The 21263-nt window shown below is 34.7% G+C and carries 16 protein-coding genes; 4 read left to right on the forward strand and 12 right to left on the reverse strand.

The annotated features are described in order from the left end of the window. Positions 1 to 171 precede the first annotated feature (171 nt). A complete protein-coding gene (locus P163_RS15890; RefSeq protein WP_231556213.1) occupies positions 172 to 2454 on the forward strand; it encodes a M28 family peptidase in 2283 nt (760 codons plus the stop codon). Between the two features lie 6 nt (positions 2455 to 2460). Continuing rightward, the gene (locus P163_RS15895) at positions 2461 to 3285 is read left to right on the forward strand and encodes an NAD(P)H-binding protein (protein ID WP_034893492.1); all 825 of its coding nucleotides are present in this window, start codon (positions 2461 to 2463) and stop codon (positions 3283 to 3285) included. Between the two features lie 59 nt (positions 3286 to 3344). Here P163_RS15895 and P163_RS15900 read toward each other — a convergent pair whose 3' ends face one another. From P163_RS15900 to P163_RS15910, 3 genes are all read right to left on the reverse strand, one after another. Then, positions 3345 to 5417, reverse strand: coding sequence for a M13 family metallopeptidase (locus P163_RS15900; RefSeq protein WP_034893495.1), 2073 nt, complete (start codon positions 5415 to 5417; stop codon positions 3345 to 3347). 151 nt (positions 5418 to 5568) lie between these two features. Further along, positions 5569 to 6075, reverse strand: coding sequence for a nuclear transport factor 2 family protein (locus P163_RS15905; RefSeq protein ID WP_034893498.1), 507 nt, complete (start codon positions 6073 to 6075; stop codon positions 5569 to 5571). A gap of 19 nt (positions 6076 to 6094) precedes the next feature. Beyond that, complete coding sequence (locus P163_RS15910) at positions 6095 to 6712, reverse strand: hypothetical protein (protein ID WP_156100726.1); 618 nt, start codon at positions 6710 to 6712, stop codon at positions 6095 to 6097. A gap of 142 nt (positions 6713 to 6854) precedes the next feature. Between P163_RS15910 and P163_RS15915 the strand changes: the two genes are divergently transcribed. Further along, positions 6855 to 7817: an NAD-dependent epimerase/dehydratase family protein gene (locus tag P163_RS15915; protein ID WP_034893504.1), complete on the forward strand. Its 963-nt coding sequence runs from the start codon at positions 6855 to 6857 to the stop codon at positions 7815 to 7817. An 87-nt stretch (positions 7818 to 7904) separates the two neighbouring features. Here the strand turns inward: P163_RS15915 and P163_RS15920 are convergent, their stop codons facing one another. From P163_RS15920 to aspS, 4 genes are all read right to left on the reverse strand, one after another. Then, complete coding sequence (locus tag P163_RS15920) at positions 7905 to 8102, reverse strand: cold-shock protein (RefSeq protein ID WP_034893507.1); 198 nt, start codon at positions 8100 to 8102, stop codon at positions 7905 to 7907. A gap of 102 nt (positions 8103 to 8204) precedes the next feature. After that, positions 8205 to 8444, reverse strand: a complete 240-nt coding sequence (locus tag P163_RS15925; protein ID WP_034893509.1) for a hypothetical protein — start codon at positions 8442 to 8444, stop codon at positions 8205 to 8207. 2 nt (positions 8445 to 8446) lie between these two features. Next, entirely contained in the window at positions 8447 to 10237 is a 1791-nt protein-coding gene (locus P163_RS15930; RefSeq protein ID WP_034893512.1) for a chloride channel protein, read from the reverse strand. Positions 10238 to 10297: 60 nt separating this feature from the next. Beyond that, entirely contained in the window at positions 10298 to 12046 is a 1749-nt protein-coding gene (aspS, locus tag P163_RS15935) for an aspartate--tRNA ligase (protein ID WP_034893515.1), read from the reverse strand. Positions 12047 to 12271: 225 nt separating this feature from the next. Here aspS and P163_RS15940 point away from each other — a divergent pair, with 225 nt between their 5' ends. Next, complete coding sequence (locus P163_RS15940; protein WP_034893518.1) at positions 12272 to 12631, forward strand: toxin-antitoxin system YwqK family antitoxin; 360 nt, start codon at positions 12272 to 12274, stop codon at positions 12629 to 12631. A gap of 92 nt (positions 12632 to 12723) precedes the next feature. On the opposite strand, the gene P163_RS15945 is transcribed toward P163_RS15940, so the two are convergent. From P163_RS15945 to P163_RS15960, 5 genes are all read right to left on the reverse strand, one after another. Beyond that, positions 12724 to 15018, reverse strand: a complete 2295-nt coding sequence (locus tag P163_RS15945) for an alpha/beta hydrolase family protein (RefSeq protein WP_034893523.1) — start codon at positions 15016 to 15018, stop codon at positions 12724 to 12726. A gap of 10 nt (positions 15019 to 15028) precedes the next feature. Continuing rightward, positions 15029 to 15166 (reverse strand): hypothetical protein, encoded by a 138-nt coding sequence (locus P163_RS18380; protein WP_156100727.1) that lies wholly within the window; start codon positions 15164 to 15166, stop codon positions 15029 to 15031. An 82-nt stretch (positions 15167 to 15248) separates the two neighbouring features. Beyond that, positions 15249 to 15677, reverse strand: coding sequence for a hypothetical protein (locus P163_RS15950; RefSeq protein ID WP_034893527.1), 429 nt, complete (start codon positions 15675 to 15677; stop codon positions 15249 to 15251). Positions 15678 to 15886: 209 nt separating this feature from the next. Continuing rightward, a complete protein-coding gene (locus P163_RS15955) occupies positions 15887 to 17596 on the reverse strand; it encodes an AraC family transcriptional regulator (RefSeq protein WP_081891351.1) in 1710 nt (569 codons plus the stop codon). A gap of 147 nt (positions 17597 to 17743) precedes the next feature. Next, the gene (locus tag P163_RS15960; RefSeq protein ID WP_034893535.1) at positions 17744 to 21256 is read right to left on the reverse strand and encodes an efflux RND transporter permease subunit; all 3513 of its coding nucleotides are present in this window, start codon (positions 21254 to 21256) and stop codon (positions 17744 to 17746) included. Between the last annotated feature and the right edge of the window lie 7 nt (positions 21257 to 21263).

Consider the following 21263-nt stretch of genomic DNA (forward strand, 5'->3'; position numbering starts at 1 on the left):
TATAGGTCTTTATTTTCGGTTTTGGAAGAGCGCCATTATTTTATTTTTTTCAGCTTAACTTATTTATCTTTAAACTCTTTATATTTCTTAGACTCTATGCTTAAAAAATTATACCCGCTCTTAGTAGTTATTTTATTGATATTTTCGGTTTGGTTCATATTTTATTCCAGCATGCCAAAAAATGCAGAAGATGAGAATATTCCTTTAACCCAATTTTCTACTCAAAGAGCCTTTAAGCATGTAGAGAATATCTCGAAACAGCCTCATTTTGTTGGAAGTGCGGCACATAGTTTGGTGAGAAATTATATCGTAAATCAACTTCAAGATCTAGGATTAGAAGTTCAAACTCAAGAAGGATATAGCCTAAATAAAAAGGGAGAATTAACAAGATCTCAAAATATTCTAGCTCGAATTTCGGGTGATGAAAACAGTAAGGCGCTGTTATTAATGACGCATTACGATAGTGCCGGCCATTCTTCTTTTGGAGCCAGTGATGCAGGTAGCGGGGTTGCTACAATTTTGGAAGGTGTAAGAGCTTTTCTTGCTAAAAATGAAGCGCATAAGAATGATATGATCTTGCTTTTTACAGATGCGGAAGAGTTAGGATTGAATGGAGCTGAACTTTTTATCTCCAAACACAAATGGGCACAAGATGTTGGTTTGGCTTTAAATTTTGAAGCAAGGGGGAGTGGCGGAAACTCTTTTATGTTGTTAGAAACCAACAATGGAAACGCTAAGCTTATTCAAGATTTTATTAAATCTAAACCTGAATTTCCGGTAACAAATTCTTTGGCCTATTCGGTTTATAAAATGCTGCCAAATGATACCGATCTCACAGTGCTTAGAGAACAAGGCAATATCAACGGTTTCAATTTTGCCTTTATAGACGATCATTTTGATTATCACAGTGCAAATGATGTTGCTGCAAATCTTGATCCTGAAACCTTAGCGCAACAAGGGAGTTATTTAATGCCATTGTTAATTTATTTTAAAGATGCAGATCTTCAAGACCTAAATTCATCTGAAGATCTTATCTATTTTAGTTTGCCTTTAGGCGAAATAGTGAGTTATCCGTTCTCATGGATCTTGCCGATGTTACTTCTTGGCTGGGTCTTATTTTTGGGAGTTCTAGTTTACGGTTTCTTTAAAAAACGATATACAGTTAAAGAGGTTTTTAAAGGTGCTATTCCATATTTTATGAGTCTTATTGGAGGATCGCTCTTGGTATATCTGCTTTGGAAATTCGCTATGTTCGTGTATCTACCATATGCCGAGATGGAAAATGGATTTACTTATAATGGCTATTATTATATCTATGCCGCCATCTTTGTGACTCTAACAGTTTGCTTTTTAAGTTATAATCTGTTCAAAGGGGAAGGCAGAAAAGCAGGTTTATTTGTATTCCCACTTTTCTTTTGGTTACTTATTTGCACTTTGGTAGCTTTCTACTTAAAAGGAGCCGGCTATTTTATAATTCCCATTTATTTTGGAGCACTGCAGTTATGGGTAATGATCCGTCAAAAAAGTCCGAATTTACTGTTGATGTTCTTATTAAGTCTACCATCTTTACTCCTTATTTTGCCATTCGTGGTGAGCTTTCCGGTAGCATTGGGCTTAAAGATCGTATTTGTGGTAGCGATGCTTACCGTGTTCTTATTTGCTCTTTTTCTGCCTGTCTTTGGATATTTTACACGGAAAAAAGCAATGGCATTATTGTGTTTTATGGTATTTAACGTGATGTTTGTGATCGCTCATTTTAATGCTGATTTCAGTGAAGATCAGCCGAAGCCAAATAGTTTGGTATATTTATTAGATACAGATGCGAATAAGGCCACTTGGAATTCTTACGATCATTTGATAGATCCTTGGACGCAGAAATATTTTGGAGAAGATCCGGTAATTCTTCCTGTAGAAGAAAGCAACTTCAGTAGTAAATATGGAAGTAAATTTTCATTTAAAGCTAAAGCTCCGGTAATAGATATTAAAAAGCCGGGAGTGATTTTTGAAAAACTGAAATCGGTAGATTCTACATCGAGTCTTTCTAATTATATGCTGAAAATTGCACCAAACAGAAAGATCAATAGAATGGAATTATATGTAGATAGAAAAGTAGATTTTGAGAAATTTACAGTGAATGATCTGGAAGCAGATTCAATTTATTTAGGGGAGAATGCTTTTCATATTTTCACCAATAGATGGGAAAATAAATTACTTACGTATCATGCAGCAAATCAGGATACCTTAAGGATTAAGTTCAGTTTGAAAAAGGAGCAGCAAGTTCCAGATTTTGTGTTGTATGAATCTAGTTATGACCTTTTGAAAAATGATCAATTAAAAGTAGCCCCAAGAAACAAAGATATGATGCCAAGACCTTTTGTTTTGAATGATGCTGTAGTTCTTAAAAAGGTGATCAGTTTTAAAGAAAAAAAGAACAAGCAGAAAAAGACTAATTAAGAATATATGAAAATATCAATACTAGGATGTGGTTGGTTAGGACTGCCCTTAGCTAAAAGATTGCTGGAAGAAGGACATATTGTTAGGGGTTCCACCACAGATAGAGATAAGTTAAGCAAATTAACTCAGGAAGGGATCACTCCTTATGAAATAAAGATCTATGTAGAAGGAATACAAGGTGATATAACCTCTTTTCTTTCAGACGCAGAAATATTAATAATAGACATTCCACCTGGTCTTAGAAATGATCCGGATGTTAATTTTATTGGAAGAATAGGGAGGTTGAAAGATTATCTAGAAAAATCTGGAGTAAGCAAAGTACTTTTTGTGAGCTCGACTTCTGTTTATGAAGATGAAGAAATTTTTCCTAATTACACAGAAATGGATCGTGCAAATGCAGAAAACAATGCTTCTAAGCAACTTATAAGTGCGGAAGAGCATCTTAGAGCTAGCGAATCTTATAAAACCACCATTGTTAGGTTTGGCGGATTATTTGGTCCAGGAAGGCATCCTGTAACATATCTTGCCGGAAAAATTGGAATTAAGAATCCGGATGCTCCTATTAATATGATTCATCAAAGTGATTGTATAGAGATTATCTCAAAAATCATTAAAAATGAAGCATGGAATGAAACTTTTAATGCGGTGTATCACGAACATTCCAGTAAGGAAGCTTACTATACACAGCAAGCACAAGAAAGAAAATTAGCAATGCCTCAATTTGATAATGAGACACCATCAAAAGGTAAGGTAGTAGATTCTATAAATCTTAAGGAGATATTAGGCTATACATTTAAACATAACCTTTTTTCACCTTTAGAAGAAGCGTAATTATTAGCAATAAAAAAAGGGCCGCATTTCTGCAGCCCTTTTTTATTTTAAAGAAATTCTTACCAGATCTTAACTCTATTTTCTGGAGCAACATACATTTTATCGCCTTTTTCAATATTGAAAGCTTGGTAGAAAGCATCGATATTTTGAAGAGGCACATAAGCTCTGTACATTCCAGGAGAATGTGGATCTGTTTTAATTCTGTTTCTAAGCGCTTCATCTCTCATTTTGGTACGCCATACCGTAGCCCAAGAAAGGAAGAAACGTTGTTCTGGAGTATATCCATCTATCTTCCCAGGATTTTCATGATCTTTTAAGTGAAGTTGAAGTCCATCATAAGCAGCATTCACACCACCAAGATCTCCAATATTTTCACCTAAAGTAAATTTACCATTAATATAAACGCTGTCTAATACTTCAATTGCACTGTATTGTTCAGCTAAAGAACCTCCAAGTTTTTCAAATTCTTCAAGATCTTTATCTGTCCACCAGTTGTTCAAGTTTCCTTCAGCATCAAAACGAGCACCACTATCATCAAATCCGTGAGAGATCTCATGACCAATAACAGCACCAATTCCACCATAGTTTACAGCAGCATCTGCTTTATAATCGTAGAAAGGAGGTTGTAAAATAGCTGCAGGAAATACAATCTCGTTATAGCTAGGATTGTAATATGCATTTACTATTTGAGGAGACATAAACCATTCATTCTTATCTACCGGCTGTCCTAATTTAGCCATATCTTCTTTTACATTCCACTTTGCAGTGTTCATTAAATTTTGAAAAAGAGAACCTTTACCATCTTTAGGAGAAGAAATTTCTAAACTGCTATAATCTTTCCAATCATCGGGATATCCAACCTTAATTCTGGTAGTCTCTAACTTTGCTATTGCTTTAGCTTTAGTGCTATCGCTCATCCAGGTAACTTGGTTAATTCTATTTTGGTAAGCTTTAATTACATTAGCAATCATTTCTTGAGCTTTCTCTTTAGCTTCTGCAGGGAAATATTTATCTACGTATAGTTTTCCTAGAGCTTCTCCAATAGTTCCATTTACAGTTTGCAAAGCACGCTCGTTTAATGGACGTTGTTGCTTAGCGCCTTGAAGTTCACCGCTATAAAAATCCCAATTTGTCTTTTCTATTTCTGTAGTTAAAGAATTAGCAGCGTCATTAAAAAGATTCCATTTTAAATATGTTTTCCAGTCTTGTACATTGTTGGATGCAAATGTCTTTTGTAATGCTTTCATGTATTTAGGCTGAGATACGATTATGGTATCTACCTTAGAAGCACCAATTTCACTAAGATATTTTTTCCAGTCTATTGCAGAAACTTCTTTTTGCAATTGCGCTATAGCCATTGGATTGTAAGTTTTTCTAGCATCTCTACGATCTACTTTATCCAATTGCGGTTCTGCCAAACTAGTTTCAAAAGCTAAGATGGTTTCAGCACTTTTTTCTGCATCTTCTTTAGAGTCTCCTAAATATTGAAGCATTTTAGTAACAAAAGTTTTGTATTTGGTACGAATCTCTTCAGAACTTGCATCTTTTACCACGTAGTAATCTCTATCTGGAAGTCCTAATCCCGAAGGATATAAATAAGCGGCATTCGTATTACTATCTTTAGCATCTGCACTTATAGAAAATGCGAAGAATCCAGCACCACCATATTGTTGCATTTCAGTTAAGTAGGCTTGTAAATCTTGCTTGTTGTTAATAGCATCTATTTTTGCCAAGTAAGGTTTTAGAGGTTCAACCCCTTTTTTGTTACGCGCAACAGTGTCAATAATGCTTTGATACATGTAAACAGCTTTAGCCTGATCGCTAGAAGCGTCTAAACTATCGCTATTTGCAGCTCCTTCCAAGAGTGAAAGTGCATCTTCATCTGTTCTCTTACGTAATTCGTTAAAACTTCCCCATGTAGTATATTCATCAGGAATTTCTGTAGAATCAGACCATTTTCCATTTACGTATCTAAAGAAATCTTCTTTTGGACTAACCGTAGTGTCCATGTAGGAAAGGTTAATCCCGTGATTTTCTTCTTCTACTGCCATTTTTTTATCGTCGTTCTTACAACCGGTTACCAGAGCGGCACCTAAAAATGACAAAAAGAAGGCATTCGATAATTTTTTCATGCTTCTAATTGATTAAAATTTTAGCACTAAAGTACTAAAAAGTAATAAATTAGGAAGAGAATATTTGCAGGTATAATTTAATGCTGATTTTAGATGTGTTAACTTTATATTAAGCGGTAATAAATTTAAGCTTCCTTAAATTCAAAAAGCTTTATTGCTTGTGCTTAGCGATATAAGTGCTGTCAAAATCTTTTTTGATCTTGGTAATCTCAGAGACATTGTCGTTGGGAATTGCTATGGAAAGTACATAATGGCGAATCTTCCAAGTACCATCAATTTTAGTTAAGACCCCAGATCCTCTGCAAATTCCCATTTGCGTATCCAATAATTCGTCAAACCATGCGGTGTTATCAGAATTAGAAAGGTATATATTGCGTTCTATGGTAGTGAAGTTCCAAGCTTTTCCTTTCTCGAAGTAAGGTTTTGCAAAATTTCTGAATTCATCATTTTGCCAGTTTTCTGAAGCATCGGTACCAATAAAAATACCGTCTGCTGCCATTAATCCAAAGTATTTATCAAAGTTGGTAGTTGCAGCAGCATGGTGCCATTGTTCCATTACATCATTTATCTCCTCCTTTTGAATAGCTCCATTAATTTCTTGAGCGTATATCAGCGTAAAATTGAATGATAATAAGAGTATTAGTAGCAGCTTTTTCATAAAATAAAATTTTAGGTGGCTATTGGTTATTGTCTAAAGAATCTTGTTTAGCTTGAAATCGCTGTTTTGGGGTAGTATATTTATTGGGTATAGCATTGTTTATAGAATCTGCTCTGGCTTCAAATTCATCAAGTTCGTTATCAAAATCTTCTAGTGTTTTTAGAAAAAGTTCATTTATCTGGATCTTCAAATTATTAAACTCGCTAGGAATAGATGCAGCAACCTCAGCTATTTTTTTAGATTTATACTCCGGTCTTGCTGCTAGTTGCTCCAGTACCTTTGCTTTTGTATACAATACGGTTAACCTTGCTTGCACAGGTTTAGATTTTAAAGTGTCTGGTACAGATTCCTGCATAGACTTCATAATCTCTACAATAGGTTTTGCATTGGATGTTACATCTTTAATAGAATAATTTTCAAAATTTCTAATCTCCTCCTGAGCCGTTACAAAACCTAACCAATCTGAAGTATACGCACTGGCAGCAGGAAGTAATCTAATTGTTTGAGAAGGCATCTTTATTTTTTGGTCTACACTAGTAGTATCTATACCAGTAGATGCTGCATTTTTTTGAGGTTGCTCACTCTGCTTGCAACTAAAAATGCTGATCAACATTAGAATGCTAAAAAATCTTCTCATAAAACAGTATTGAACGGCAAAGTTAAGGAAAATGCCAGCTATATCCATCTTTGAAAACTTCGGAGTTTAGACTCCTTTTTAACGTGAATCTTCGCAGCATCTTTATTGAAATGGATATATTTGTGCTACAAATTGAAAATAAATGAATTCTAAGAAGATATTGATTATTGGAGCTTCCGGGCAAATTGGAAGCGAACTGAGTTTAAAATTGAGAGAATTGTATGGCAATGATAATGTTGTTGCAAGCGATATTAAGGAAGGAAATGAGGAATTGATGAGCTCAGGACCTTTTGAAATTGCAGATGCAACAGATCAACCAAGAATAGAGGCTCTAATAGAACAGTATAAGATCACAGATGTGTATTTGATGGCGGCTATGTTAAGTGGAACAGCAGAAAAAATGCCAATGAAAGCCTGGGACCTTAATATGAATTCACTTTTTATCATATTAAATCTTGCAAAGGAGAAAAAGATAGAAAAGGTTTACTGGCCATCTAGTATTGCGGTTTTTGGACCTACCACTCCAAAACAAGATACACCACAAACTACCATTATGGAGCCAAGTACGGTATATGGTATAAGTAAACAAACGGGAGAGCGCTGGTGTGAGTATTATTTCAATAAATATGGAGTAGACGTAAGAAGTATCAGATATCCGGGAATTATAAGTTATAAAACCTTGCCTGGAGGTGGAACTACAGATTATGCTATAGAGATCTTTCATGAAGCTCTAAAAACAGGAACTTACACTTCTTTCTTATCTGAAAATACCAGCTTACCAATGATGTTTATGGAAGATGCTATTAAAGCAACTATAGATATTATGCAAGCACCAGCAGAGAACATAAAAGTTAGATCTTCATACAATTTAGCAGCTATGACCTTTACACCAGAAGAATTGGCAAGTGAGATCAAAAAGCAAATGCCAGATTTTAAGATTTCTTACGTACCAGATTTTAGACAAGCAATTGCAGATTCTTGGCCGGCAAGTATCGATGATAGTGAAGCTAAAAAAGATTGGAATTGGGATTTTGAATATGATCTTGAAAAACTTACAACCGCTATGTTTGAAGGTTTAAAGGTAAATGCAGTTAAAGAAAACTAAGAAATATTCTAAAAATAAAGTATAAAAAAAGCCGTCTAATTAATTAGACGGCTTTTTAAGCTTTTCGAATTAAAATATAGAAATATATTAATCGTTGATTAAACGCACTTGACCAGCGGTTAATCCTTTTCTTCCTTCTTCTTCAACGTACTCAACTTTATCTCCTTCGTTTAAAGACTCACCATTAAGTCCTGTAACGTGTACGAAGATGTCTCTTCCTGTTTCGTCGTTAGTAATGAATCCGTATCCTTTAGACTCATTGAAAAATTTAACTGTACCTTCCATTATAATAAAATAAAAAATTAATAAAGGACAAACTTACATAATATTATCAATTAGAGATAGCTAAAATAAAAAATCTTTTTAACGTTATTGATTATTAGTTAGTTAATCAATTCCGCGATCTCTCATTTTTCTCATATTTTCTTCTGTAAGAGTATAATCCTTAAGTTTTTTTCCGTTCCATCTGTGGTACAAAAAAATAGGCATTAAGATGAAGGCACTTGCTAAAACAGCTATTCCAATAATACGGTCTCCCAGCATCATTTCATCATTCATTCTATAATAAAATCCTGTACCTATAGCAATGGCTATTAAAATGCTTAATATTCTTATGATTAGTTTCATTCTTAAACAGTTACTTCAATTAATTTCTGGCGATATGCTGTTAACAATTTAGATTTAGAGACAAATCCAATATAGGTTTCATTTTCCACCACCGGTAAATTCCATGCGTCGCTATCTTGGAATTTTCTCATGATGTCTTTCATACTGTCCTTCTTCATATCTATAATTTCTGGCGCTCGTTGCATGATCTCCTGTACGGTAACTTTTTCGTAATAATCTTGTTTAAACATGATAGGTCTTATGTCATCCAGCAGGATAATACCCATAAAGTTATTGTCTTCATCTATAACCGGGAACAGGTTTCTGGAAGATTTCAAAACTCCTTCATGTATTACATCTCCCAAATTCATATTCATTTTAATACTTACAAAATTGGTTTCTATAACCTGCTTTATATCCATTAAAGTTAATACATTTTGATCTTTATCATGAGTTAACAATTCACCTCTCTGAGCAAGTTCCATGGTATAAACAGAGTGGGGTTGAAATTTATTGGTAATGAGATACGAGATCACTGCAGTTATCATTAAAGGTACAAAAAGCTCATAACCTCCAGTAAGTTCTGCTATTAGGAAGATAGCAGTTAATGGAGCGTGTAGTACCCCAGCCATAAGGCCTGCCATTCCCACCATGGTAAAACTACTTACCGAAATTGGCTTATTTAGAAAACCAAGGTTGTTCACAATTAGTGCAAAACAATGTCCCATAGCACTTCCCATAAAAAGTACGGGTGCAAAGATACCTCCAACTCCACCAGCTCCAAATGTAAATGAGGTAGCAACTATCTTAAAAATAACGAGTCCGGCAAGCAGGGTGATCACTACCCAAATATTGTCTAGAAATTCATTAAAAAAGTTGGTGCCTAAAGCCTCTATATAATTTTCGGTGAGCAGGTTATTTATAACATTATATCCTTCCCCGTAAAGTGGAGGGATAAAATAGATCATTATACCCAGTCCTAATCCACCAACAAGCAGTCTTTTAAAAGGAGAACCAAAACTTTTAAAGAAGTTATTTATTTTGAAATATACAGCTGTAAAATAGATAGAGCATAAAGATGCCAATACTCCTAAGATCATGTAAAAAGGGACTTCAGAAATATGGAATTTATCTTTAAGTTGAAAGGATAATAAAATATCAGACCCAAAGAAAAAATAAGATGTAAGGATAGCTGAAAGAGATGCTATTAATAAAGGTAGCATAGAAACCAGTGTAAGGTCTAAACTAAAAACTTCAATAGCAAAGATGATAGCAGCAATGGGAGCTTTAAAAATAGAAGACATTGCTCCGGCTGCGGCGCAACTTATTAAAAGCGTTCTCGCGCTTTGATTCATTTGAAACATTCGGGAAATGTTAGACCCCAATGAAGCCCCGGTAGCAACGGTAGGTCCTTCCAACCCAACAGATCCTCCAAAACCTACTGTAAGGGGGGCGGTAAGTAAAGATCCATACATTTGAAAGGATTTCATTAATCCCTTCCTTTTAGAAATAGCATATAAAGTAGAAGGTATACCGTGACCTACGTCTTTCTTAAAACCATATTTTATAATTAGTAGGGTAAGCGTTAGACCAATGATGGGAAATATAAAATAGAAGGCGTGATGGTAATTATAAATCAATTTACCCTCCATCAAACTTTGAATGAAGTGAGTAAGATTTTTTATAAGCACTGCTCCAAGACCTGCAGCAAATCCAATAACTCCACTTAGAATTAAAATAAATTGTTGTTGAGAAAGATGTTTTGTCTTCCAAATTAAAAAACGTTGTAAACCAGGAAATTTTTTAGGAAACATCGCTATTGATAGAATTAAGTTTGTATAAAAAAATCCTGCAATTAAGCAGGATTTGAGTTGTTATAGTTTTACTTGTAAGTGTAATTCTTTTAATTGTGCTTCATCTAAAGCGGCAGGAGCGTCTATCATCACGTCCCGGCCTGCATTGTTTTTTGGAAATGCTATATAATCTCTAATGGTTTCTTGGCCGCCAAGAATAGCGGTAAGTCTGTCAAATCCAAAAGCAATTCCTCCATGCGGCGGAGCTCCATATTGAAATGCATCCATTAAAAATCCAAATTGAGCTTTTGCTTCTTCTGGAGTAAATCCTAAATAATCAAACATCATGGCCTGAGTTTCCTTGTCGTGAATACGAATAGACCCTCCTCCAATTTCATTCCCATTGAGTACAAGATCGTAAGCATTAGCTCTTACTTTTCCTGGTTCTGTAGCTAATAACGCTATATCTTCTGGCTTAGGAGAGGTAAAAGGATGGTGCATGGCATGGAAGCGCTTGGTATCTTCATCCCATTCCAACAATGGAAAATCTACTACCCATAGCGGTGCAAATTCTTCATGATTTCTCAACCCTAACTCTGTTGCTAAATGCATTCTCAAGGCACTAAGCTGTGTTCTTGTTTTATCTGCAGGTCCCGCCATTACAAGAATTAGATCTCCTGGTTTAGCAGAGGTCTTTTCTGCCCAAACTTTGAGATCTTCTTCAGAATAGAATTTATCTACAGAAGATTTTAAACTTCCGTCTTCATTATATTTCGCCCAAACTAATCCGGTAGACCCTATTTGCGGTCTTTTTACCCAGCTTATAAGGTTATCTATCTCTTTTCTAGTGTAAGAAGCTGCTCCAGGAACTGCAATACCAACAACAAGCTCTTGTTGATCGAAAACATTAAAACCTTTGTTTTTGGTAACTTCGTCTAATTCGGCGAATTCCATTCCAAATCTTATATCTGGTTTGTCATTACCATATTTCTTCATGGCATCTGCATAGGTCATTCTTGGAAAGTCACCTATTTCAACACCTTTGATCTCTTTTAATAAATGTCTTGTTAAGCCTTCAAAAATATTCAAGATATCTTCTTGCTCTACAAAAGCCATTTCGCAGTCTATCTGTGTAAATTCTGGTTGGCGATCTGCTCTTAGATCTTCATCTCTAAAACATTTTACTATTTGGAAGTACTTATCCATACCTCCCACCATAAGTAATTGTTTAAAGGTTTGAGGAGATTGTGGTAAGGCATAAAATTGCCCTTCGTTCATTCTGCTTGGTACCACAAAGTCTCTTGCTCCTTCTGGAGTAGACTTTATAAGGTATGGAGTTTCAACTTCTATAAAATCTTTACTGGAAAGATAATTTCTTACGTGCATTCCAACCTTGTGACGAAACATAAGACTTTCCTTAACCGGATTTCTTCTTATATCCAGATATCTATATTTCATTCTGAGTTCTTCCCCTCCATCTGTGGTGTTCTCAATAGTAAATGGGGGAGTAAGAGAGGCATTGAGTATCTTAAATTCTGAAACCAGGATCTCTATGTTACCTGTTGGAAGGTTTGGATTCTTAGATTCCCGTTCTATAACCTCACCTTTAACTTGAATTACAAATTCTCTACCTAGTCCGGCAGCATCTTTCATCATTTCTTTAGAAGTTCGCTCTTCATCAAAAATAAGTTGGGTCATCCCGTATCGATCTCGCAGATCTACCCAGATCATAAAACCTTTATCTCTTATCTTTTGAACCCATCCAGACAGGGTTACCTCTTTACCAATGTGATCTTCACGCAGTTCACCACAGGTATGACTTCTATACATAATTTACTATTGAAATTTCGAACAGCAAAAGTAAGAAGATATAGCGGTTTAGTGAACTTATACCTTATAAATTATTAGAGAGGTAATGCAAGTTTTTAGATATGACTAATCTTAATTAGCTGATTTTCAATAAAAACCGTTCCAATGTTAATTTAATGTTACGTGATTATTGCTTAATTGTAAATTATACTGTATATTCGTGAAGTAAATATTAAATATCAGGCTATGAAAAATATAAAATCAATGTTAGTGATGGCAGCGCTGCTAATTGGATCGGTAGTTTTTGCTCAGGAAGTAAAACCTAGTTTTGAAAAACAAGGAGATTTAATTAAAGGAACGTTTTATTATGAAGATGGAAGTGTTAGACAGGAAGGTACGTACAAGGATGGAAAACTCCACGGGCAATGGGTTTCTTTCGACCAAAATGGTAAAAAGATTGCCCTTGCGAAATACGAAGAGGGGAATAAGTCTGGGAAGTGGTTTTTTTGGAATTCAGATCAGTTAACTGAAGTGGATTATGATAATAATCAAATTGCAGATGTAACTAGTTATAAAAACACAACCTCTATAGTTAGTAGAAATTAAGCAGTAGTCTTATAAGATATAAAACCTCGAAGCAATCGCTTCGAGGTTTTTTTATATTCAATCCTTACTATATTTCATAGAGATATAGAAGATTATCCTTTAATAGGATCTATATTTTTATCCTTGAGATGCTCTGCAAAAAATCCCATCATTGCTTTGTATAGCGCTAGTTGATTTTCTTCTTTTGCGAAACCATGGCCCTCATCATATTTTACCATATACGGTACTTCTACACCGTTATTTCTCAAAGTCTCCACAATTTGGTCTGCTTCATTTATATTCACTCGAGGATCATTTGCTCCTTGCACCACAAATAATGGTTTGGTAATCTTATCTACATGTAGAGCAGGCGAAATTTCGTCCATTATAGTTTTCTCTTCAGCGATGTTTGGATTGTACCAGATCTTGTAAAGTAGCTCACGATATTTTTCCCAATATGGCGGGATGGAGTTCATAAAAGTATGCAAGTTACTTACTCCCACATAATCTACTCCACATGCATATTTTTCTGGCGTCTTGGTCATTCCTCTTAGAACAGCATAACCTCCATGGCTACCACCGTAAATGGCTATTCTATCTTTATCTATCCAACCTTGATCTACCGTAAAATCTACACCGTCTTCTACATCATCCATAGCTTTTCTGCCAATTTCTCCAAAACCTGCTTTCAAGAATGCTTTTCCATATCCTCCAGAAACCCTAAAGTTTACATGCAGCGTTGCATAACCACGACTTGCAAATAATTGTGCAACCGGGTTAAAACCCCAGCTATCTCTTATTCCTTGTGGCCCGCCATGAGGATTTACAATTAAAGGTAATTTTTGACCATTCTTATACTCTTGGGGTAAAGTAATGTATCCATAAAGTGTAAGCCCATCTCTACTTTTAAATTTGATAGGTTTCATAGAAGCCATATTTTCGGCTTTTAAATGCGGTAATATTTTGTATAGTTGTGTTACAGAATCTTTATCAATATCATATAGATAATATTCTCCCACAATCTTATCGCTGGTAACTATTACCATATATTGAGTTTCATCATCTGTCTTTCCTACAGTAAAGAATTGTTTTTCTCCAAATTCACTTTGAAGACGGTCATAGATCTTTTTATAGGTTGAACTTACCGGAACTATAACAGTTCTTTCACCTTCATATGCAAAATAGTCTATCTCATAGTTCCGTTTTCTTGAAAGCGCAAGGCTGGAAACATCAAAGGTGTCATTGTTAAACAAAGTTTTTATCTTTTTGTTCTGCTTAAGATCATAAAGTTGGATTTCTATCTTATCACCTTCTAAATTCGAGATCACATAAGCATCATCTGGATTTTTGGTGTTAGGGTTGAAAGAAGAAATTGCAAAGGTGTCTCCAAATTCTGTCACTTTAATTTGCTTGAACTCTCCATCAATCTTATAAAGTAACTCCATATTTATACCATCAACAATTCTGTTGATTGCTCTTAAATTTCCTTCCTTGTCAAAATTATAACTGCTTACTGGTGGTTCTCCATCTTTTACGGTGTAAAGTTTAGTGATCTCTCCTGTATTTACATTTAGGCGGTAAGGCTCTTCCTGCTGAGGATTATCCTTGTTCATCTGTACAATTATATGTTCTTCATCTTCCTTTAAAGCTTCAATAATATTTACCTTAACATCAGAAAATGGAGTAAGCTCTTTCTTATTCTCTCCGGTAATATCTACTCCAAAAACATGATGGTTTTCATTCCCTCCTTTGTCCTGTAAGTATAGAATACGAGTATCATTTGCCCAGTAATAACCGCGAATAAGATCTTCTTCCTGCTTAATTAATAAGCGTTCTTTTTGGGTAGCGGTTTCTTTGATATATAGATCTCGCTCCCCACTTTCTCTTCTTTTTAAATAGCTAATGAACTTACCATCTGGTGAAAGTTTAAAAGAATAAGCCTCCGGAGTTTTAAAATAATCTTCTACAGAATATTTATAGGTTCCTGTTTCTTTGGAAGCTAAAGTAGAGAGCGTACTCTCGCTAGACGGGAGCGTTGTGTTGCCGGGCTTCTTTTTAATCGTCTTTTTTAAGTGAAGTGGATATTGTTCTCCCATTTGTTCGTAAGTTCCATTAATACCATCTTCTGATAATGTACCCTTATAGGTCATTTTTAATTTCACAGAGCTTATGGTAAGTTGATTATTCTGCAAATTTACCGAATCGAGTTCGATTCCCGTGGCTCCTTGTGCCGGAACATCCAAAGTTGCCTTATATTCATCATTAGTAGATGAAATATTGAATATAAGTTCTATTTGAGAGTCTTTTACCTGAAGAGTGCCACTGTAGGAACCTTGTAAATCCTGAGAAAATAATATTTGACAGAATAGCAACATTATTGCAACAGCATATTTTGTAAGTATTGTCATAACGGTAGTTTTAAAATATTAATTTTATTATTAGAAATATGGCAACTCCAGCTACTACTCCAATGGCAATCTTTAAGAATTGGATCTTAGTAGGGGAGGGTAGCTTCTTATTTATATTTTCCTCGAAAGTGTTTTCTTGTAGTTCCATGATTTTAAATTTTAATTAAACTGAGTGTAAATGCTTATTTCTGATAGTGTGATAATCTTTTAAAGGTTCTTCTTTGAACTGTTTATATTTTATTCTGGATGATCTCACCTTGTTTTATTTTAACAGTTTCGCTCTTGTTGGTATTCTGAAAATGAAGGATGAGTAGATCTACATCAGCATAATTATCTACTTCCATTTTTAATACTTCATGTAGTCTTGCAGCCTCTTTTTCAATTTTGGTATTTACAGTGCAATTCTCAAGGGTGATCTCTAACGCTCTGTTATTAATGCCATCTTCCTTACTAAACTGAAGGCCTACAGCACTAAATTCTGATCGTACACTTTCACAATCACAATTTTTCCTGATAGATTTTTCTATAGAAGAAGTTAGCCTGCTTTCAGATTTTATAAGCTTTGCTACTCCAAAGCCAAAAGAGATCCCTATAATGAAACCTAAGATCACTTTTAATACTAAATTCCGATTCCGATTGTTGCTTTTACTTGTTTTCATATTGTTTGTTTTAGTGGTGATTAACTAGAACAAAGCTGCAATACAAAACGCTGTAATAAAAGTGGAGCTTCCCCAGATTTAAGAAAATAGGGTGTAGAAGCTACTTAGTAAGTTGCTGTTTATAAAGGATGTACAGCTATTTTTGTGATTTAGGTATCTGGTAATGTGAAAGCCCGATATTTATAAATTTGGGGTAGTTTTTAATCTTTTCACGTTATATTCTTGAGTTCTTTTATATAAAAAGATGGATTTAAGCCAGTGTCTTTTTTAAAGTATTTTGAAAAGGAATCTGCAGATTTATAACCAACTTCTTCTGCTATGGCTTGAATAGAATATGATCTAAAAACTGTATCGTTCTTAAGACGAACAATGGTATAGTTAATTCTTAGATCATTAATATAAGTGTTGAAGTTCTTTTGGTAATGATTATTAATTACTTTGGAAAGATAGGAAGTATTCGTATTAATTTTTTTGGCAACATTATAAGAATTACATTCTTGTTTTAAATAATATTCCTGAGTCTCTAGTTTCTTTAATCCCATTAATATTTGTTGCTTAATTTCTTCTGGAACATCGGTACTGTTTTTCGCCTCTAAGATCTCATCTTTTGTATCTATAATAACATGGTCATCTTGAGGTAGCGTTTTCATTTTTTCTAAAAGAGCTTCAAATTTAATTTCATTTGCTCTTTTAGTTCTGTAAAATTTCAGAAGAAAGAAGAGTAGAAAAAGAATAACTATAGAAGCTCCTAGGAGAATATAGATCAGAAATTTTGTACGAGAATCTTTTTCCTTTTTTAATAGAACTAATTCTTCCTTGAAAGCTTTTAATTCTTGTTGTTTTGATGCCCTAACTACATCATTTTTCATCTTATTAGCATCATCTGCAGTTACAAGGTGCTTTTCAAAATAATAGCCGGCTTTTTCAAAGTCTCCGGTTTCTTTATAGGCATTGGTCATAAGCCTATAATAATCTCCCATAAACCCTTCTTCTTGGGGAGAGACCTCATAATCTACCAAGCCTTTTTCAAAAATTGTTATGGCTTCATTGTAATTTTTAGCCTTCATTTCTACCCGTCCAAAGAAATGTGCTTTTCTAAGATCTGCAATTGGAAGACCTATTGGGCATGTATTGTAATAACGTTTATAGAAATTTCTTGCAGCTTTAAAATTGTTATTCTGTAATGCGATTTCTGCATTGGTATTATACAAGTACATTACGTAGCAGCTATCTGCAGTGCGAACAATTTCTTTAATCTTTTGATTGTAATATTTAGCAGAATCTAACTTGTTATTTTTAAGGTACGAGTTGAAGAGTAAGAAGTATCCATAGGCTAATGTTCCACTTTTCTGAGCTTTTGTATAATTAGAATCGAGAGGCTTTTTTTCATATAGAGCGATGATCTTTTTCCTAATTTTTAGGGCTCCAGCATAATCGCCAGTTTCGTTTAATAAATTAGATATGTTGATAAGCGCTATATCTCTATACTGAGTATTATTTAGAGCTTCTGCCAGGTGTAAAGCAGCATTAAAACGCTCTATAGCTAGACTAAAATTTGGTACTTGTTTTTGAATTTCCCCTCCCAGATCGTAAGTGAAAATAGTTTGCTCTTTTAGATCATTTTTGTTTACGAAATCTAATAAAGCACTGTACTTCTTTTCAGCTTCCGCTAATTCTCTATGAAGAAGAAGAGCATAAATTTGATAGTAGAGTCCATTAAACTCTTCTTTTTTATTGTTTAGTTTTTTGGCTTTGGAGATATATGCAGTTGTAAATATTCTTTGCTGCTCCGGTTTACCGTAATTTGATTTGATAGAATCCATCAAAACCCCGAACGTGTAGTCGTCATATTGCAACCTATCTTGCCCATGAGATATGTTTACATATAAAAACAGAAAAAATAGGCAGTAAAATCTCATACAGTATTAGTAAGAAAAACTCTATTATGTAACAGGTATCTAAGATATCATTTAAATTTTTTTGATAGAGTTTTTATAAAAAAACTATGCCGATTAAAGTATTACTCAATACTTTAATCGGCATAGAAAATTCAAAAATTAAAAATCTTAGAGATCCGCAGATATTGGAGCATCCTGATTTTTAGGTATGGCCTCTCCATTCTTCTTAGTTGCTATCCACATTTTTATTCTCATTGAGATATAGAATAAGATAGGAACTACATTTAATGTTAAGAAAGTAGCTATAAGTAATCCGTAGATCACGGTCCATGCTAGTGGTCCCCAAAATAAAACGTTATCTCCTCCAAAATAGATATTGGCATCAAACTCACTAAACAGCGTAAAGAAGTTTATGTTAAGTCCTATAGCTAATGGAATTAAACCTAATATAGTGGTAATAGCAGTTAAAAGAACAGGTCTTAAACGTGCTTTTCCGGCTAGAATGATGCTATCTAATAATTCTTCTTTATTAAGATATTCATGTTCTTCCAGATTTAGTTCATTTTTCTTCCTGTCTATTAACAGCTGTGCATAATCTAAGAGTACTACCCCGTTATTTACCACAATTCCGGCAAGGGAGATAATACCCATCATTGTCATCATAATAACAAAAGGAGCTCCGCTAATTACAATTCCACCAAACACCCCAATAAAACTTAGGAATATGGCGATCATAATAATAAATGGTTTAGAGATCGAATTAAATTGAAAGATCAGAATAAAGAATATTAATCCTAAGCCGCTAAAGAAAGCTCCCATTAGGAAAGCTTGTTGCTTATTTTGCTCTTCTATTTGCCCTGTATAATCTACTTTAATATCATCAGAAAGACCTTCATACGTTCTCATTTCATTCTGAATTTGCTCCACCGCAGCACCAGCATCTGTAAATCCTGGAGATAATGCAGAATATACAGTTACCACTCTTCTAGTATCCCTATGTTTTATGGCGCTAAAGCCAGAGCTATTCTTCTTAGAGGCAACAGCAGATACAGGAATTTGACGTAACTGACCTTTATTATTTCTAAAGATGAGGTCTTGATTGAAAAGTGCACTAGAATTATATCTGCTCTCTTCATCAAATCTAACATAGATGTCATAATCTTCACCATCATTCTTGTAGATCCCAGCTTTAGTACCAAATATAGAATTTCTAAGTTGTTGCCCAACCTGTCCGGCGCTTACACCAAGCTCTCCTGCTTTTTCTCGGTCTACAATAACCTGCATGGCTGGCTTATCTTTGTTGACATCTATTTTTAGCTCATCTATAGCTGCAATGTTCTTATTATTAATGAACTCTCTCATACTCTCTGCAGTATTTATAAGTTCATTATAATCTTCACCTTCCAGTTCTATATTAATTGGCGCTCCGGTTGGAGGTCCATTTTGATCTTTCTCTACAGAAATCAAGACTCCCGGATAAATACCATCTAGAGCTTCCTGAACTTTTTGTCTCAGAATTTCTGAATCTTCTCCTTGTCTAAATTTAAACTCCCGCATAGAAGCTGTGATCTTCCCCTTATGAGGCATCTCTGCTGCAGATCCCCCATCGGTTTGTGGATTTCCTGCACCTTCTCCCACTTGAGATACAGCACTTTCTACCATAAAATTTCTATCACCCTCCATATATTGAGCGTCATTAATTACGGTATAAACCCTTTTTTCTATCTCTTTGGTGATGCTATTGGTCTTCTCTATATCTGTTCCCTGAGGATATTCTATATAAACAATGATCTGATTTGGTTTGTTCTCCGGGAAGAATTCTACTTTAGTTCTTTTAGAATTTAAAGAGGCACCAAAAGCCACAAAGGCAAGGATCAATAGAGCGAACGTACTTCCAATTAACCAATAGGGACGCTTCTTTAAAAATGACTTTGTTAACTGTCTTTCATACCAATTCTCTAGTTTAACTAAAGATGTATTTTGAAAACGATTTGCCATTTTTCTCAACACCAATCTATAAACCCAAAGCATGATGGCGGTAAAGATCATCACAGAACCTAAAGCGCGATAGTCGCCACCAAAAATAAAGATCAACAATCCTATTGCTGCTATTATAGAAGATGTTTTAATAATGGTTTTTAAAGGTAGATTTCTATCTTCTGTGGTCATGAACTGAGAGACTAATACAGAATTAAAGAATATAGCTACAAATAAAGAAGACCCAAGCACTACAGATAATGTTATTGGGAAGTAGATCATAAATTGCCCCATTAAACCAGGCCATAACCCCAAAGGAACAAAGGCTGCTACAGTAGTTGCTGTAGAGATAATAATAGGAAATGCAATTTCACTAATACCTTTCTTGGCAGCATCTACACGATTCATACCTTCTTCATCCATCAATCTATATACATTCTCAACAACCACAATTCCGTTGTCTACCAACATTCCAAGACCCATGATGAGTCCAAACAAGATCATGGTATTCATGGTATATCCTAAATAGTTCAAGATCATAAGAGACATGAACATAGACATAGGAATAGCAAACCCAACAAAAAGTGCATTTTTAAATCCGAGGAAGAACATCAGCACCGTTACCACCAGAATAATTCCAAATATGATGTTATTCACCAAGTCATCTACCTGTCCTATGGTTTTTGAAGATTGATCGTTAGTGATAGTGATCTTTAAATTAGACGGAAAAACATTTTCCTTAGCCTCTTTTACAATTTGCTCAACCTTTTCTGCAGCTTCCACCATGTTCTTTCCAGAACGCTTCTTAACATCCAACATTACTACACGCTCCCCAAATTCTCTAGCATAAGTAGTTCTGTCTTTTTCCTTAAAACTAATATCTGCTATATCTTTAAGGTATACATTATTTCCACCATCAGACTTTACTACAAAGTTTTCTAAGTCTGAAGGGGAATCTATTTCTCCTAAAATTCTAATAGTTCTACGCTGCCCACTGGCTATAAAATTACCTGCAGACATGGTCATATTTCCACCGTTAATTGCACTGGTAATATCCTGGAAATTTACAGAAGATGCCATCATCTTATAAATATCTACCGCAACTTCAATTTCCTTTTCCTGTGCCCCACGAATATCCACTTTTTTGATCTCGGTTAGATCTTCAATATCGTCCTGAAGATACTCTCCAAACTCTTTAAGCTTAGCAACAGGATAATCTCCAGAGATATTAATATTTAAAATAGGAACCTCTTCAGAGATACTTAATTCAAAGACATTTGGTTCTACTTTGGCGCCGTTAAATGTAGGCCAATCTTCTCCAGAGGTTTCTGAATCTATTTCATCCTTCACCTTTTGTTTGGCAAGTTCAACAGAAATACCTTCATCAAACTCCACTACGATCATAGAGTAATCTTCTTGTGAAGTAGAAGTGATCTCCTTTACATTACTTACCGTCTTTAATTTATCTTCTAAAGGATTAGTAATTAGTTTTTCAATATCTTCTGCGGTATTCCCAGGAAATAATGAGCTTACATAGATCTTAGTTTCTCTAATTTCCGGGAAGCTTTCTCTAGGCATACTAAAATATGCAGATGCTCCCAGGAATAAGATAAGGATCATCATTACATAAATAGTGGTCTTGTTTTGTATAGCCCAAGAGGATAATTTAAACTCCTGATCTATAACTTTTTTCTTCTTTTCCATATAATGT

Origin of the sequence: Gillisia sp. Hel_I_29, from assembly GCF_000744275.1 — a bacterium.
Classification (GTDB): domain Bacteria; phylum Bacteroidota; class Bacteroidia; order Flavobacteriales; family Flavobacteriaceae; genus Gillisia.